A 14,983-nucleotide genomic window follows, 5' to 3' on the forward strand; every position below is an offset into this window, starting at 1 on the left:
ATCTAAATTCTGAATTTTGAAATGTAAATGACCTCTAATAAGTGCCAACTTTTGATAAGAAATAACGCATTAAATCAGGGAGTTGATGCATTTTATAGGCTATAAGAGACAAGCACCTTTTTAAACCCAACTCCAGCCTTTTCTGAAAGAAAACTCAGAATTCGAGTGACAAAATTGTCCTTTTTAGGATCAAAACAATTTAGAATATAAAATTCAAAATTTAAATGAACCCTTCAAAATGGCAATTTTCGTCCTACAGAAGTTCCTTTAAAGATTTTTCAGATTTATTAACTCCTGCTGTGTAAGAGAACGATAGTGTCCTCTTGGTAGATCCTTTTTAGTAAGTCCGCCGTATACCACCCTGTCCATTTTCACAATTTCGTAGCCAAGGGTTTTAAATAACTTCTGAACAATATGTGGCTTTATACTTTTAATTTCCAGGCCAACTTCATTCTTGGGTCTGTCGGTGACATAACTCACATCCTGAACGATAAGTTTGGTCCTATCTACAAAAACACCTTCCCTTATTTTCTCCAGGTCTTCCTGGCTAAGGACTTTATTTAGTTCTAAATGATAAATCTGCCTGATTCCGTTCTTTGGTTTTGCAAGGCTTTTAGCCAATGTGCCGTCGTTGGTGAATAACAAAAGCCCCATGGCCTGCGTATCCAGTTTTCCTACAGGATCAAGTTTGGATTTTGAAGCCTTACCCATAATATCCATTACGGTACGCCCTCCTTTCACCACGCTTCCAGTAGTAAAAAAGCCTTTTGGTTTATTCAGTAGAAAGTATTCAGGTTTTTCAGGGTTTAAACTGCGGCCGTCAAACTTCACATCATCATTCAGCTGAACCTTATAACCCATTTCTGTTACGGTTTTTCCATTTACCGTCACATTTCCCGAAGAAATATAAATATCGGCATCCCGTCTTGAGCAGACTCCGGCATTAGCAATATATTTATTCAGACGAATTCCATCAGAAGCTGAAGAAGATTTCGACTTTTCTTTAGCTTCTGTATTTTTCTTAACGGGAGCATTTCCCCTGGAATAAGATTTTTTTCGTTCTCCACCACCTTGCCTTCCGCTCATTTTTCCTCCTGAAGATTTATCGTTCCTGCTCATACTGATATTTTTTGCAAAGATACTGGTTAGATTGTGAGTTAACTAAGTTATTGTTAAAATTTTTAAACGCAAAGGATCCTATATCTCTTCCGAAGAAATTTTAGAATACACGGTTAAGTACCTCGTCCATATCTATTAAAAGAATACTGAAAACACCGGCTACAATAATAAGTTTAAGAATGTTATGCAATAATAAATATTGCCATTTCGCTTTACTGAAGTAGAGAAACAGCAAAAACAGGATCAAAAAAAGACAAGAAACATAGAAATAATAATCCATATAACCGGTTTCAAACGTCGTGGTTAATAGCATAATGGGAATTAGGGCAAGAAACGTAAGGATTGCCAGGAAAAATTTACTCCACTTTTCACCGTACACTAAAGGAATAGTACGATAATTCTGAGCCATATCACCCGGCATATTTTCCAGATCTTTAACCAATTCCCGCATTACAATCATTAAATAAAGAAAAGTAGCGTGAATAAAAATGACAGTTTCAAAATTTTTGTAATAGATGAAAATGGCGAAAAACGGCGTAATAGAAAGAATGGAAGCTACCAGATTTCCCACAAACAAAATCTTCTTGAGACGGTGGGAATAAAACCAGATCACAAAAATATATAGTGAAAAGAAAACCACTGCCCTAAAAGACACGTAACTGGCAAAGAAAATGGCCGCAAAATTCAGAATAAAATAAACCGAAAGCTTTGTACGCTGACTCACAACGCGATCTAACATCGTCTTCTTAGGACGATTTATAAGATCTTTTTCACTGTCATAAAAATTATTGATGATATAACCAGAAGCAATAACCGTTGCCGTGGAAAGTATCAAAAAAAATAAATTATCATCAAAAAAGATTTCCCGCAAAGGAAGCTCTGGTGCAAGTATAAATGCTGAAGTAAGGTATTGGGCAATAACAACAATTAAAATGTTGTAACCGCGAACTACGGAGAACAAACTTAGTAGCTTCAATAAAAAGCGTTTGTTCATTAAGGCCGCCATGTAACTGAAGTTTTAGAAGTTATAAACCACTTCTAAGTTATAACCTTTTAAAGCCTTTTTAGCTTTTTCTATATCTTCTGTAAAACCGAGAATATAACCGCCGCCACCAGAACCACAGAGTTTGAGGTAATAATCATTCGTATCAATACCCCGTTTCCAGATTTCATGAAATTTAGCTGGAATCATTGGCTTGAAGTTATCCAACACAACGTTAGAAAGACTTTTAACGTTTGTGAAAAGTGATTTTACATCGCCCTTTAAGAAATCTTCCACACAAGCATCTGTATGCTTTACAAACTGATTTTTAAGCATTTTCCTGAAAGGCTCCTGCTTCATGTTTTCCATAAAGATACTCACCATAGGTCCAGTCTCACCTGTAATACCACTGTCTAATAAGAAAACAGCACCTGTTCCTTTTTCGGTTTGAGAAGGAATCCCTGCCGGCTCGATGTTATCTTTGGAATTAATTAAAATAGGAATACTTAAATAGGAATTTAACGGATCCAAACCTGAAGATTTTCCGTGGAAAAAAGACTCCATTTCTCCAAAAATCTTCTTTAGTTTTAAAAGCTTGTCACGGGTTAGATTTTCAAGAACGGTAATTTTATCTGTCGCATACTTATCATAGATCGCGGCAACAAGGGCACCGCTACTACCAACTCCGTATCCCTGCGGAATACTGGAATCAAAGTACATTCCTTTTTCTATATCCTTATTAAGGCTTTTAAAATCAAAATGAACTAGCTCAGGAAGCCTCTCCTCCAGCGTTTTTAAGTAGCCGGCAAAATTCTTTAAATTGTCGTTAGATTTTTTAGCTGCTTCAGAAGGATCTTCAGAAACTTTTAAGGCCCCGTTATAAAAATTATAGGGAATAGATAAACCCTTGGAATCTTTGATGATCCCGTACTCCCCAAAGAGTAAAATTTTCGAATAAAATAAAGGTCCTTTCATAAATGTAAATTGACAATTGTTAATGGAAAATTGACAATTATTTCTGCTTCATCTTCTTAACTATAGCAATCAATAATTTCAAAATCTCCTTTATGTCCTTTTGCGACTCCTCATACTGTTCTTGATTTAGATATTCCGTCGCCTTCAATAAATCAAGCCAATATTCCGTTTCATTCGCCTCCTTTAGTGCTATGGATAGCTTATGAATAAAATCTGCTCTACTTTCTGCTTGTTCAGCTTCCCTTACCAATGCTCCTATTGCCGTTCCCGACCTTAGTAGTTGCTTAGACATCACAAACTCCTTCTTCGTAGAAACCAAAAACTTATACAAAGTAACAACTTTTACAGAGAATAGAAAGCTCTTTTTTCTTATCGCATTTTCTCTCTCCATTTTTCTCTCTCCATTGTCAATTATCAATTATCATTTGACAATTGCTTTGCGCCGCTTCCTACCGAATCGCAAATATAGTGCCCATTTTCGCAATACGCAACTAACTCATTTTTAATGAATTCTAAAACTTTTACTTTATCTTTTTCAGGATAGAGCACATGTACGTTCGCACCGGCATCCAGCGTAAAACAAACGGGCAAATTTGTACTTTTTCTAAAGTTCCAAATCTTGTTGATAATCTCCAGCGTATTTGGTTTCATAAGGATAAAATAAGGGCGGCTACTCATCATCATAGAATGCAACGTAAGAGCCTCACTTTCTACAATTTCAATAAACTTTCCAAGATCACCTTCAGCAAAAACCGGCTTTAGCATCGAAAGATTATCGTGAGCCTGTGCAAATCTGGCTTCGGCAAAAGGATGGTTGTGCATCAAATTATGGCCAACACTGCTACTTACTTCCTTCCGGCCTTTATCAACCAGCAGGATTGTATCCTGATAATTTCTAAAATTATCATGAACCTCATCAGTATAATTTACTCCGAATAAATTGCTGCTATCAGCTATTTCCCGGTGTTCACCCCAAACCACAAGATCACCTTCAATACTTCTGCAGGCACTGCCAGATCCCAACCTCGCCAAAAAAGAGGCTTTTTTTCTAAAGAAATCTTCAGAAATTTCGGGATTTAGTTTTTTCTCCAGGCTCATAACACACAGCGCCACTGCGCTCATTCCGCTTGCCGAAGAAGCAATTCCGCTACTGTGCGGAAATGTATTTTCTGAATGGATTTCGAATTTGTAGTCTTTCAGAAAAGGAGAATACTGGACAATTCTTTCAAAAAACGTCCTGATTTTGGGTTTAAAATCTTCTTTTTTATTCCCTTCAAAAAACACTTCAAATTCGAAATCTTCCTGATTTTGCTTTCGTGAAAAATCCAGTCTCGTAATTGTCCTACAATTCTTCAGCGTAAAACTTACCGATGGATTTGCGGGAATCTGATGCTCCTTTTTACCCCAGTATTTCACCAATGCGATATTACTTGGAGCCTGCCAGGAAACACTTCCCTCCTCAATACTTTCTGAATATTTCTTCGGAATAAAATCCTTTTCAGTCATCTTGAAAATTTTAACAAAGATAATCTTTTATGTTAGCCCCGGATGAAGAAGAAATTCAAATAAATTTCTATTTTAGTAAAGAATACACCCAGCATGAGCCAGAATTTAATCATAAGAAGTTCTATAGCCGTAGCAATTTGCCTGCTTTTCGGGTTTATAGCTTCGTTGGCTACACAAACCGGAATTACAGATTGGTATACGCAACTGGACAAGCCCTCTTTTAACCCGCCGGAATGGATTTTTGGCCCGGTATGGCTACTTATGTATATACTTATGGGCATATCTGCGGGGATTGTATGGCACAAAGGCTTTTATCATAAATGGGTAAAAGTTGCTCTTTATCACTTCGGATTCCAATTATTGCTCAATGCCTTCTGGTCTATATTATTCTTTGGACTGCATAAACCTTTTTGGGCCTTGTTGGACATAATCGCACTTTTTATACTATTGATTATCACCATAAAATGGTTTAAAATAATAAGCGATCGTGCAGCATATCTTCTGGTTCCCTATGCAGTTTGGGTATTGTTTGCAGCAATAATTAATTTTGAAATCTGGCGTCTTAATTAAGCTGTAGAAGTCATTGCTTTTGCAGCGAGAAAGCCGCCCGTCCACGCGTTCTGAAAGTTAAAACCTCCCGTCACAGCATCAATATTTAGTACTTCTCCCGCAAAAAACAGATTTTTTAGTACTTTACTTTCAAAAGTTTTAAAGTTCACCTCTTTAAGATCGATGCCACCGGCAGTTACAAACTCTTCTTTAAAAGTACTTTTTCCGTTGACTTTAAAAACAGCCTCGGTAAGTTGCTGTGCAAGATCAAGAAGTTGATCTTTATTAATATCTGCCCAAGTCACGGTAGGTTCTATTTTGGCGGCAATCACAAGATTTTGCCATAATCGCTTCGGAAGTTCAAATTGGGCATTTTTAAGCACCTGCTGTTTTGCAAGTTCAAATTTTAACGCTTTCATTTTCTCCAGAATTTCTTCGGAAGAAAATCCGGGTAACCAGTTTACCTGAATCCTGAATGTATAATCCATATCATGAAGTTCCCGCGCTCCCCAGGCCGATAATCGTAAAATTGCGGGGCCGCTTAATCCCCAATGCGTTATCAAAAGCGGCCCTTCATCCTGAAGTTTTGCTCCCTGAACTTTAACTTCGGCATATGTGGAAATTCCCGGAAGGTCTGCAATCCGTTTATCTTTTATATTGAAGGTGAAAAGCGACGGAACCGCCGGGGATATGCTATGACCAAGCTTTTCGAGAAAATTCCAGATTTTGGGATTGCTTCCTGTGGCAATCAAAACTTTAGAGGCCGATAATGTGCTTTTTGGAGTGCTCACTTTCCAGTACGGGTTTTTCCAAACCAGGCTTTTTACAGATTCGTTTTTTAATATTTGCACTTTAAGCCTTTCAGCTTCTGATAAAAAGCAGTTGATTATGGTTTCTGAAGTATCTGAAACCGGAAACATCCTTCCGTCTTCTTCAATTTTAAGCTCTATTCCCCGTTCTTCGAACCAGGCGATCGTATCTCCTGTCATAAACTGATGAAAAGGACCCCGAAGTTCCTTTTCTCCCCTCGGATAATTCTTTACAAGCTCCTTCGGAAGAAATTCGGCATGAGTAACGTTGCAGCGACCACCACCGGAAATCCGTACTTTAGAAAGTACTTCCTTCCCACGTTCTAAAATGGCAATTTTCGCCCCGGGATTCATTTCTGCAGCATTTATAGCCGCAAAAAAACCCGCGGCCCCTCCTCCTACTATTAAGATATCATACTGCATACTCAATTATCAATTATCAATTATCAAAATTTCCGGTGTTCGCAATAGGTTCAAAAATCATAATCAAAAAAGTTGTCCACATTCTCCCGAAATCTTTCCTCTCTCCTATTTTCTCTTTCACTTTTAAACTATCACTTCACTCTTCACTTCAACCTAAAACCTGTCAGGAAAGTCAGATATAATTCCGTCGACACCACATTGTTTCATTCTGGCAATAGCATCAGGCTCATTTACGGTCCAGACAATTGCTTTAAAACCTGCATTTTTAGTCTGCTTTATATTATTTTGTGTCACAATTCCTATGGATGGATGAATGGCCAGTGCCTTCAGGTCTTTTCCTATTTTAATAGCTTCTGAAATATTTGCTTTGCTCAAAACACCTATTGGAATTTCTTCACTAAATTTTCGTGCTTTAAAAAGTTCATTTACCTGAAAACTCGAAATAATAAAGTCGGAATAATTCCAGTTCCTACTATCTATATAATCCTGAACAATTTTGCAGGTGGCTACTGCCGTATTTGAACCTTTTAATTCAATATTTATCGTACATTTTCCTTCAATCAAATCCAGGACTTCAGTAAGTAACGGAATCTTGTACCTTCCGGAAATCTCCAGTTTTTTCAACTCTTCCCAACTTTTAGTGGCTATTTCACCACTGCCATTGGTAGTGCGGTCCAGCGTAAAATCATGAATCACTACGATTTCTCCTGAAGAACATTTGTGAACATCAATTTCTATCATGTCCATGCCAAAATCCAGCGCCAGCTGAATGCTTTCGAGAGTATTTTCAGCTAAAAGCCCTTTTGCGCCCCTATGTCCGATTTTTAATATTGAATCCATTCCGCTAAGATATTAATTAGCTTCTGAAATTTCTGCTATCTGGGGTTGTTTAGAAAGACTTAGTACCGCTTAACATTTTTTTTGGTGCTACACTTCTTAATTTTAGATTCCGGTTTTGGTAAAAGTTTAAGGGGAGGTCGAAAATTGGCAAATATCGACCTGCTCTTTAAGAAGGCACATGCAACAATTCAGAATAAAAATAAAGATATGACACAATCGAAAAATTTTCCGGAACAGGATCAATCCCAGCCGGGAGAACAGCATAAAATGAATCCTGAACCAAAAATTATAAGGGATAATTACAAAGGCAGCGAAAAACTTAAAGGAAAAACAGCCTTTATTACTGGTGGTGACAGCGGAATTGGACGCAGTGTTGCCGTACATTTTGCCCGGGAAGGTGCTGATGTTGCCATTGTTTACCTCGCAGAAGATGAAGATGCGCTAGAGACTAAAAAGATGGTGGAAGATGAGGGACAAAAATGTTTAATTATTGAAGGTGATCTTAAAGATGAATCCTTCTGTAAAGAAGCATTACAGAAGTGTGTTTCAGAATTTAGTAACCTAAATATTCTGGTGAATAATGCCGCGGTACAATTTCCGAAAAGTAACATAGAAGATGTTTCTACAGAGCAGATGAAGGAAACTTTTGAAACGAATATCTATCCTTACTTTTTTATTGCAAAAGAAGCGGTTAAACATCTTAAAGAAAACGACTGCATCATCAACACCACCTCTGTAACTTCCTATCGCGGGAGCAGTCACCTGCTGGACTATTCCAGCACCAAAGGTGCAATCACCACTTTCACCAGGTCCCTTTCAAAAATGCTGGTAGACAAAAAAATAAGAGTAAATGCCGTTGCGCCAGGACCTATCTGGACTCCGCTAATTCCCTCAACATTCGACGATGTGAAAGACTTCGGAAAAAAGGTGCCGATGGGCAGGGCCGGCCAACCTTCAGAAGTTGCGCCGGCTTATGTGTTTCTGGCTTCAGAAGACAGCAGCTACATGACGGGACAGGTGATTCACATTAATGGAGGTGAGCAAATTGGAGGATAATTTTTCTTTGTTGTACCTTGATAAAAATTTAATCGAATGGAAAAATGGTTTGGCAGCTCCTGGGAAGCACTGGCAGCAATTTGTTTAACGGGGATTGGCATTTATGTGGCTGTAATTCTATTCACGCGCATAGTCGGAAAACGGAGTTTTTCAAAAATGTCCAGTTTCGATTTTGCCATGACTGTAGCTGTGGGCTCCATCATCGCTTCAACACTTTTAAGTTCCTCTGTTGCCTTAATTGAGGGCATTGTAGGCCTGGCTGCTATTTACGCTTTACAGATTAGCGTCGCCTACCTACGGAGGTTTAAAATTGTAAGTGATCATGTGGATAACTCGCCCTTGCTACTAATGGACGGAAATGAAATACTTCAGGAAAACCTGAAAAAAGCCCGTGTTACCGAGGGGGATTTACGTTCAAAACTGAGAGAAGCAAATGTGCTGAATTTATCACAGGTGCGGGCAGTAATTTTCGAAACCACCGGCGATATTTCAGTATTGCACAGTGAGGACGAAAGTGAATTTTTTGAAGATTGGCTTATTAAGGACGTAAAGCGAAAGTAGTTTGGAGTGGACAGATGTTTTAGGAATAGTAGCAGGGATTTGCACCACGGCTTCTGTGGTTCCGCAGATACGTAAGGCGTGGAAAACAAAAGAAGTTGATGATGTTTCTCCGGGAATGTTCGCCACTTTGATGCTTGGCGTTGGTCTTTGGGTAATTTACGGAATCACTCAAAATGATTTGCCGATAATTATAACTAACGGCGCCTCGCTTGCTTTAAATTCTTTTATGCTTTACCTGATGATACATTACAGGAAAAAGAAATAATTACCCGCTAATCAAAATCAAAGCTGTTATACTCTATTGAAATATGCAAAAACAGCGTTTCCTCTCGCGAGAAAGTAACGGTAATGATCAAAATATTAACGCCAAAGCTTTGTGCGAGTTAATCTTCCATAAATAAGCATTAAGAAAATCTTAAAGAACTTCCCGATCTTCTGCCTAACATTTAAATTTAGCAAAAAGCATAAATAAAATGTTGACTAAAGAAAAGAAAACCGAAAAAATAGCGTCTTTTTCTAATGAATCCGAAAAACAATTAGAAATTGACTTTAAAAATTTTATAATAACAGAAGATCATCCCTGTGTTATGGCACAGACCGTTTTTAGTATGGATCATGTAGATTTCCATTCCTATAAACATTTTGGTTCGAAAATAGCGGCAGAGGAGATCCTAAGTGATTTGAAGGACTACATTGCCCAATATGACTTTGAATCTAAAGACTTCTTTACTTTTATTGCAGCTTTTGAAGACAACAGGTCCTTTACTGAAGAAGAGTTTGAAGATCTTCTCTGGAAACAGCTCGATTTTCTTCATGAAGTAGATGATGTGGAATGGGATAAAAATGTAAGCGATGATCCTCAAAATAGTAACTTCAGTTTTAGTATTGGCGGAAGAGCATTTTACATCGTCGGGCTCCACCCTAATAGTTCCAGGAAAGCAAGGCAAAGTCCATATCCCGCAATAGCTTTCAATCTACACTGGCAATTTGAGAAACTCCGGGAAATGGGAACTTATCACACTGTTCGAAATAAGATCAGGGAACGAGATAGCGAGTTACAGGGAAGTATTAATCCAATGCTTCGGGACTTTGGGGAAAGGAGCGAAGCAAGACAATATAGTGGGAGAAAGGTTGGAGAAGAGTGGAAATGTCCTTTTCTTAACAGCAAAAAGTAATATGTACCAGCGGGATAAATACAAAAAGCGCGATAAGAAATATATTTATGATTTTATAAAGAATCATCCGTTTGCAACTTTTGTGTTAAATGGAGAGCGGATACTCGCTACCCATATCCCGGTGCTTACGAAAGGCAATGCCGAAAATTTTACGCTTTTTGCACATATCGCTTATAATAATGAGCAGTACCAATATCTAAAGGACGGAATAGAAGCTCTGTTAATATTTCAGGGAGCGCACGATTACGTTTCTTCTTCCTGGTATAAAGAAAAAGATATAAGCACCTGGGACTATTCTGCCGTGCACGTTAATGTAAAACTAAAACTTCAGACGCGGGAAGAACTGGAACAATCTCTTGAAGAACTGGTTGCACATTTTGAACAGGACCAGGAAAACCCCATTTATTACAAAGATCTTCCGAAGGAAATGCTTCAGGATCATTTGCCGCTAATCACGGGTTTTTGGTGTGAGCCCGTCAAAATTGAAGCTATTGCAAAACTACACCAGGGTTTTGAACAGGACGACCTGAAATCAGTTTGCCGCCTCCTGCAGGAAAAAAATAACCCTATGAGCAATCAGCTAAAAGAGGATATTGAGAAAGAAAACAGGAGCAATAGATAAGAGAAACCATGGCAGAAAAAGAACTTCTAGAAAAATATCATGAGAAGCGGAATTTTGACATTTCTTCAGAACCCTTCGGAAATGAAAGTTCTGAAGAAGGTGAAAAAAAGCCAATTTTCGTCATTCAGAAGCATGATGCTACAAGTTTGCACTATGATTTCCGGTTGCTTGTGAGCGGAGTTCTGAAAAGTTGGGCTGTACCTAAAGGCCCTTCAACCAATCCTGAAGAGAAAAGACTCGCCATAAGGACTGAAGATCATCCGCTCGAATATGCCGATTTTGAAGGTATTATTCCTGAAAATCAATACGGCGGCGGCACCGTAATGGTCTGGGACGCCGGAACCTACAAAAATGAGAAAAAAGATAAAGAGGGAAATTTCATTACCATGGAAGAGCAGCTGAAGAAAGGTCGCTCTACATTTATACTCGAAGGGAAGAAAATTAGAGGAGCTTATTCCCTTATCCGCATCAAAAAAGGTAAAGATGAAAACTGGTTACTGAAGAAAGTTGATGACGATCAAGCCGATGCCCGTAGAAATCCTACAAGTACAGAGAACAATTCGGTTCTAACCGGGAGAAGCATGGACGATATCAGGAAAGATTCTGAAAAAAATGGCTGAAGAAACGTACAAAGGAGAGCACGAGTTTAGTATTAGCAGCCGGGACAAAATATATTTCCCTGAAGGCGGATATACTAAAGGTGAACTTTTAGATTACTACGAGAAAATTTCTGAAGTTATGTTACCTCATTTAGAGGATCGGCCAATCACGATGTTAAGGTTTCCCAACGGAATTGAGGATAAAAAGTTTTTTCAAAAAGATGCACCAGATTATTTTCCGGATTGGATAGAAACTATAGAAATCGAAAAGCAGGAAGGCGGCACTACCAACTATGTGATCTGTAACAACACCGCAACTTTGGTTTATCTGGCAAACCAGGCGTGTATTACTCCGCACATCTGGTTGAGCAAAAAAGACAAACCAGAATATCCCGACAGGATGATCTTTGACCTTGATCCTTCCCGGGATGACTTTTCAGAAGTAAAAACTGCGGCAAAAAGATTAAGAAAACTGCTTGAGAAGCAGTTGAAACTTCCGGTTTTTCTAATGACCACCGGCTCCCGCGGATTGCATCTTGTTGTTCCTCTGAAGTCTAAAGAAAATTTTGAGGATGTAAGAAACTTTGCGCAGGAAATTGCGGAGTACCTGGAAAATGAATTTCCTGAAGATTATACTACTGCAACAAGAAAGGACAAACGTGAAAACAAATTGTACCTGGAAGTTGCGAGAAACGGATTTGGCCAAACAACCGTTGCGCCCTATGCTGTACGGTCAATTTCCGGTGCTCCCATTGCAACTCCTATAGACTGGGATGAACTTAATACTTTAGATTCGGCTCAAAAATACAATCTCAACAACATATTTAGAAGACTGGCCAGAAAAGAAGATCCATGGTCGAAAATTGCCAAAAAAGCTACTACACTTAAATCTGCTAAGAAAACCTTCAGTGAACTACTGGAAAACTAAAAATAAAATAAGAATGACTAAGATTATTGAGAAACAAACCGGAGCAGCCTTCAAAATAAAAAAAGGACAGCGGCTTAAAGTTACAGATCCCGAAGGCCAACAGGTAAGCGACATGGTACTATTTAACGCTGAAGATAAGCGTGAAAAGATTTCCAGTGGAAAAACCCTTGATTTTGAAGAAAGCATCCTTATTTCCCGCGGAAATTTTCTCTGGAGTAACCGAAGTCGGAAAATGATGAAGATCCTGGAGGATACCAATGGTAGAAATGACTTTCTACTAGCCCCCTGCAGCCCGGAAACTTTTAAGATCATGTATAATAATCCTGATTATCATCCCAGCTGCTTCGAAAACCTCTACACCAACCTCAAGAAATTTGATATTGCGCCAGACGATATCCCTACTGCTTTTAATATTTTCATGAACGTGCAATTTGATGAAAAAGGTAAACTTAGTGTAGATCCTCCTTTGAGCAAAGCAGGGGATTTTGTATTATTTGAAGCGCAGATGGACCTTATTGTAGCTCTTACTGCCTGTTCTGCAGAAGACAGCAATAACGGAAGCTTTAAACCTATACATTACGAGGTAACCGACTAATTTTTATTATACAAGTCGATAGGCAATTTTCAATGCCCTCCTTAAAGTGGTGCTTTGGAAAATTTGCAGCTCTTAACCTTTCCCTGATTTGGCGGCTTTTTCGTCTGCAGTATTCTTCTTTCTGTACCTCATGTTCAGCATTTCTATGGTGAGCGAGAAGAAAACTGCAAAATAAATATATCCCTTAGGTACGTGATAATGTGCTCCCTCTACAATAAGCATAACGCCAATCAGGATTAAGAATGATAATGCGAGTATCTGGATTGTAGGATGATTATTTACAAATTCACCCACAGGTTTGGCAAATATCATCATAACAATTATGGCTATTACCACGGCAATTACCATCAGGATAATTTCGTCTGTAAGTCCTACTGCGGTAAGAATGGAATCAAAAGAAAATACCAGATCCAGAAGTACAATTTGTACGATTGCTGAAGAAAAGGAAGATATTTTTTTAACCGCATGCTCTCCTTCCTCCTGCCCTTCTACTTTATGATGAATTTCAAGGGTACTTTTCACCAACAGGAAGATCCCTCCGGCAATAAGAATGATATCCCTCCAGCTGAGGTCAAAGCCTTCCATACTCAGCACAGGCTCTGTTAATCCAATAATCCAGGTAATGCTTAACAGGAGAAGAATACGTGTGATAAGTGCAAGGGATAAACCTCCCAGCCTGGCCTTTTTCTGCTGGTCTTCGGGCAATCTTCCTGCCACCAGTGAAATAAAAATTATATTATCTATCCCCAGAACAATTTCCAGGAAGGTAAGTGTTACCAATGCAATCCAGGTATCAGGCTGTAAAAAAATTTCCATAAATAAGTGAGCACCTCAAATTTTAAATAGAAACAAAATTGAGCAAAAGCAACTTATAAACAAACTCCTTTGGCTCAATTTTATATAGCTACCGGCAAAAAGTCTTAATGTTAATAAGAGATCCTATAGATAATCCCATTTTGGTCATCAGAAAATAAAACCGAGCCATCGTGAAGCTCCACCAGCCCAACAGGACGGCCAAACCTGGAAGTCCCATCTTCGCTTAAAAAGCCGGTAAGAAAGTCTTCAGACCGTGTTGGCTCTCCATTTTCAAAATCAACGGTCCTTAATTTATATCCCGAAGCCGGTTTACGGTTCCATGAGCCGTGAAAAGTTACCAGGGCTTTGCCCCTGTACTCTGAAGGAAACATTTCTCCTCTGTAGAAAATCAAATCCATTGGTGCGCTATGTGCCGTAAAGAGCATTTGTGGAAATTTTGTTTTTTCGGCATATTCTTCCCATGACATATTGTTTGGCGGCTCATCTGCCTTATTGGCTTCACCATCAGCATAAACATACGGCCAACCATAATTCCCACCTTCTTCGATTTTATTTAATTCTTCTTTCTGATCATCATCACCCAACCAATCTATCCCGTGATCCATCCCGTAAAGTTCACCACTTTCAGGATGCCAGTCGAAGCCTATAGTATTCCGAAGTCCTTTTGCAAAAATCATCCTTTCACCGGTCGCAGGGTCTACGCGCAACATTGTAGCGTTTTCTTCGCGGGTCTCCGGACAGGCATTGCAGGTACTTCCTACAGAAACAAATAAATCTTCATTTGGTTTAAAGCGGATTGTACGGTTAGGGTGCTGCCCACCATCAGGCAGGTTTTCCACAAACTTCTTGAGCTCTCCAATAGAACCATCATTATTTATTTCAGCCTTAAAAATATCATTTACAGTAATGAGGTAAAACATATTATCCTGTATTGCAATTCCGTGCGCCCCTTCTTTAGTCACTACTATTTCCCGGGAATCTGCTTTACCATCTTTATTGCCGTCCTTAAGCATTACCACATCGCCTTCCCTTCGTGTAACGTAGACATTACCAGCTTCACTAACCGCCATCATTCTGGGCTCACCTAAACTTTCTGCAAATTTCGTTACTTTAAAACCTTCGGGTTTGGAGAGAGAATTGACTTTAGATGCTGTAGCTTCTGTCTCTTCAGGTTTGTAAATATGCCCTACTTTTTCTTCTGAAATTACGCCTTCTTTTTCTTGTGCGTAAAAAGAAGTTGTGCATATGATCGTAATCAATAAAAAAAGCTTTCTCATCAATTTTCTATTTGGAATTAGACCATGAAGTTAAAGCTTCCTCCTCCTAAATAGCGTTAATGCATGGTTAAGGAGATTGTAAATTATAATAGATAGAAGAATTAATTTCCAACCTTCTTCAGGAAAATCAGGAAGTTTGAAGAAGTACTTT

The 14,983-nt window shown here is 38.7% G+C and carries 18 protein-coding genes; 9 read left to right on the top strand and 9 right to left on the bottom strand.

Annotated elements, in window-relative coordinates:
• Nucleotides 1-267 precede the first annotated feature (267 nt).
• The 5 genes from RM541_RS14240 to RM541_RS14260 all read right to left on the bottom strand — a co-directional run bounded on the left by RM541_RS14240 (nt 268) and on the right by RM541_RS14260 (nt 4,582).
• Nucleotides 268-1,119, bottom strand: a complete 852-nt coding sequence (locus RM541_RS14240) for a pseudouridine synthase (protein ID WP_311500804.1) — start codon at nt 1,117-1,119, stop codon at nt 268-270.
• 100 nt (nt 1,120-1,219) lie between these two features.
• Nucleotides 1,220-2,125, bottom strand: a complete 906-nt coding sequence (locus tag RM541_RS14245) for a geranylgeranylglycerol-phosphate geranylgeranyltransferase (RefSeq protein ID WP_311500805.1) — start codon at nt 2,123-2,125, stop codon at nt 1,220-1,222.
• A gap of 12 nt (nt 2,126-2,137) precedes the next feature.
• A complete protein-coding gene (locus tag RM541_RS14250) occupies nt 2,138-3,076 on the bottom strand; it encodes a mevalonate kinase family protein (RefSeq protein ID WP_311500806.1) in 939 nt (312 codons plus the stop codon).
• A 37-nt stretch (nt 3,077-3,113) separates the two neighbouring features.
• Complete coding sequence (locus RM541_RS14255; RefSeq protein ID WP_311484303.1) at nt 3,114-3,467, bottom strand: four helix bundle protein; 354 nt, start codon at nt 3,465-3,467, stop codon at nt 3,114-3,116.
• A 23-nt stretch (nt 3,468-3,490) separates the two neighbouring features.
• Nucleotides 3,491-4,582, bottom strand: coding sequence for a diphosphomevalonate decarboxylase (locus RM541_RS14260; RefSeq protein WP_311500807.1), 1,092 nt, complete (start codon nt 4,580-4,582; stop codon nt 3,491-3,493).
• 93 nt (nt 4,583-4,675) lie between these two features.
• Here RM541_RS14260 and RM541_RS14265 point away from each other — a divergent pair, with 93 nt between their 5' ends.
• A complete protein-coding gene (locus tag RM541_RS14265; protein WP_311500808.1) occupies nt 4,676-5,152 on the top strand; it encodes a TspO/MBR family protein in 477 nt (158 codons plus the stop codon).
• On the opposite strand, the gene RM541_RS14270 is transcribed toward RM541_RS14265, so the two are convergent.
• Nucleotides 5,149-6,363 (bottom strand): BaiN/RdsA family NAD(P)/FAD-dependent oxidoreductase, encoded by a 1,215-nt coding sequence (locus RM541_RS14270; RefSeq protein ID WP_311500809.1) that lies wholly within the window; start codon nt 6,361-6,363, stop codon nt 5,149-5,151. The genes RM541_RS14265 and RM541_RS14270 overlap by 4 nt on opposite strands.
• Before the next feature lie 153 nt (nt 6,364-6,516).
• A complete protein-coding gene (locus RM541_RS14275) occupies nt 6,517-7,203 on the bottom strand; it encodes a glycerophosphodiester phosphodiesterase (protein ID WP_311500810.1) in 687 nt (228 codons plus the stop codon).
• A 207-nt stretch (nt 7,204-7,410) separates the two neighbouring features.
• Between RM541_RS14275 and RM541_RS14280 the strand changes: the two genes are divergently transcribed.
• The 8 genes from RM541_RS14280 (at nt 7,411) to RM541_RS14315 (ending at nt 12,739) form a co-directional block, all read left to right on the top strand.
• Nucleotides 7,411-8,259: an SDR family oxidoreductase gene (locus tag RM541_RS14280; RefSeq protein WP_311500829.1), complete on the top strand. Its 849-nt coding sequence runs from the start codon at nt 7,411-7,413 to the stop codon at nt 8,257-8,259.
• Between the two features lie 36 nt (nt 8,260-8,295).
• Complete coding sequence (locus RM541_RS14285; RefSeq protein ID WP_311500811.1) at nt 8,296-8,820, top strand: DUF421 domain-containing protein; 525 nt, start codon at nt 8,296-8,298, stop codon at nt 8,818-8,820.
• Between the two features lies 1 nt (nt 8,821).
• On the top strand, nt 8,822-9,085 hold the full coding sequence (locus RM541_RS14290; RefSeq protein WP_311500812.1) for a SemiSWEET family sugar transporter: 264 nt from the start codon (nt 8,822-8,824) through the stop codon (nt 9,083-9,085).
• Nucleotides 9,086-9,293: 208 nt separating this feature from the next.
• Nucleotides 9,294-9,995 (top strand): guanitoxin biosynthesis heme-dependent pre-guanitoxin N-hydroxylase GntA, encoded by a 702-nt coding sequence (gene gntA / locus RM541_RS14295; RefSeq protein ID WP_311500813.1) that lies wholly within the window; start codon nt 9,294-9,296, stop codon nt 9,993-9,995.
• A 1-nt stretch (nt 9,996) separates the two neighbouring features.
• Nucleotides 9,997-10,617 carry an FMN-binding negative transcriptional regulator gene (locus RM541_RS14300; protein WP_311500814.1) on the top strand — a complete coding sequence of 207 codons (621 nt, stop codon included), beginning with the start codon at nt 9,997-9,999 and terminating at the stop codon, nt 10,615-10,617.
• Between the two features lie 8 nt (nt 10,618-10,625).
• On the top strand, nt 10,626-11,237 hold the full coding sequence (locus RM541_RS14305) for a DNA polymerase ligase N-terminal domain-containing protein (protein ID WP_311500815.1): 612 nt from the start codon (nt 10,626-10,628) through the stop codon (nt 11,235-11,237).
• A complete protein-coding gene (gene ligD, locus RM541_RS14310) occupies nt 11,230-12,144 on the top strand; it encodes a non-homologous end-joining DNA ligase (RefSeq protein WP_311500816.1) in 915 nt (304 codons plus the stop codon). The genes RM541_RS14305 and ligD overlap by 8 nt, the downstream gene beginning before the upstream one ends.
• Before the next feature lie 13 nt (nt 12,145-12,157).
• Entirely contained in the window at nt 12,158-12,739 is a 582-nt protein-coding gene (locus tag RM541_RS14315) for a DUF1989 domain-containing protein (protein WP_311500817.1), read from the top strand.
• A 72-nt stretch (nt 12,740-12,811) separates the two neighbouring features.
• On the opposite strand, the gene RM541_RS14320 is transcribed toward RM541_RS14315, so the two are convergent.
• Entirely contained in the window at nt 12,812-13,555 is a 744-nt protein-coding gene (locus tag RM541_RS14320; protein WP_311500818.1) for a TerC family protein, read from the bottom strand.
• 110 nt (nt 13,556-13,665) lie between these two features.
• A complete protein-coding gene (locus RM541_RS14325) occupies nt 13,666-14,832 on the bottom strand; it encodes a PQQ-dependent sugar dehydrogenase (RefSeq protein ID WP_311500819.1) in 1,167 nt (388 codons plus the stop codon).
• Nucleotides 14,833-14,983: the final 151 nt, after the last annotated feature.

Source organism: Autumnicola psychrophila, assembly GCF_031846645.1.
GTDB classification, from domain to species: domain Bacteria; phylum Bacteroidota; class Bacteroidia; order Flavobacteriales; family Flavobacteriaceae; genus Autumnicola; species Autumnicola psychrophila.

Bases quoted from the DNA above. Each gene is read 5' to 3' on its own strand.
- RM541_RS14240 (WP_311500804.1), bottom strand. From the start codon at position 1,119: ATGAGCAGGAACGATAAATCTTCAGGAGGAAAAATGAGCGGAAGGCAA.
- RM541_RS14245 (WP_311500805.1), bottom strand. From the start codon at position 2,125: ATGGCGGCCTTAATGAACAAACGCTTTTTATTGAAGCTACTAAGTTTG.
- RM541_RS14250 (WP_311500806.1), bottom strand. From the start codon at position 3,076: ATGAAAGGACCTTTATTTTATTCGAAAATTTTACTCTTTGGGGAGTAC.
- RM541_RS14255 (WP_311484303.1), bottom strand. From the start codon at position 3,467: ATGGAGAGAGAAAATGCGATAAGAAAAAAGAGCTTTCTATTCTCTGTA.
- RM541_RS14260 (WP_311500807.1), bottom strand. From the start codon at position 4,582: ATGACTGAAAAGGATTTTATTCCGAAGAAATATTCAGAAAGTATTGAG.
- RM541_RS14265 (WP_311500808.1), top strand. From the start codon at position 4,676: ATGAGCCAGAATTTAATCATAAGAAGTTCTATAGCCGTAGCAATTTGC.
- RM541_RS14270 (WP_311500809.1), bottom strand. From the start codon at position 6,363: ATGCAGTATGATATCTTAATAGTAGGAGGAGGGGCCGCGGGTTTTTTT.
- RM541_RS14275 (WP_311500810.1), bottom strand. From the start codon at position 7,203: ATGGATTCAATATTAAAAATCGGACATAGGGGCGCAAAAGGGCTTTTA.
- RM541_RS14280 (WP_311500829.1), top strand. From the start codon at position 7,411: ATGACACAATCGAAAAATTTTCCGGAACAGGATCAATCCCAGCCGGGA.
- RM541_RS14285 (WP_311500811.1), top strand. From the start codon at position 8,296: ATGGAAAAATGGTTTGGCAGCTCCTGGGAAGCACTGGCAGCAATTTGT.
- gntA (WP_311500813.1), top strand. From the start codon at position 9,294: ATGTTGACTAAAGAAAAGAAAACCGAAAAAATAGCGTCTTTTTCTAAT.
- RM541_RS14300 (WP_311500814.1), top strand. From the start codon at position 9,997: ATGTACCAGCGGGATAAATACAAAAAGCGCGATAAGAAATATATTTAT.
- RM541_RS14305 (WP_311500815.1), top strand. From the start codon at position 10,626: ATGGCAGAAAAAGAACTTCTAGAAAAATATCATGAGAAGCGGAATTTT.
- ligD (WP_311500816.1), top strand. From the start codon at position 11,230: ATGGCTGAAGAAACGTACAAAGGAGAGCACGAGTTTAGTATTAGCAGC.
- RM541_RS14315 (WP_311500817.1), top strand. From the start codon at position 12,158: ATGACTAAGATTATTGAGAAACAAACCGGAGCAGCCTTCAAAATAAAA.
- RM541_RS14320 (WP_311500818.1), bottom strand. From the start codon at position 13,555: ATGGAAATTTTTTTACAGCCTGATACCTGGATTGCATTGGTAACACTT.
- RM541_RS14325 (WP_311500819.1), bottom strand. From the start codon at position 14,832: ATGAGAAAGCTTTTTTTATTGATTACGATCATATGCACAACTTCTTTT.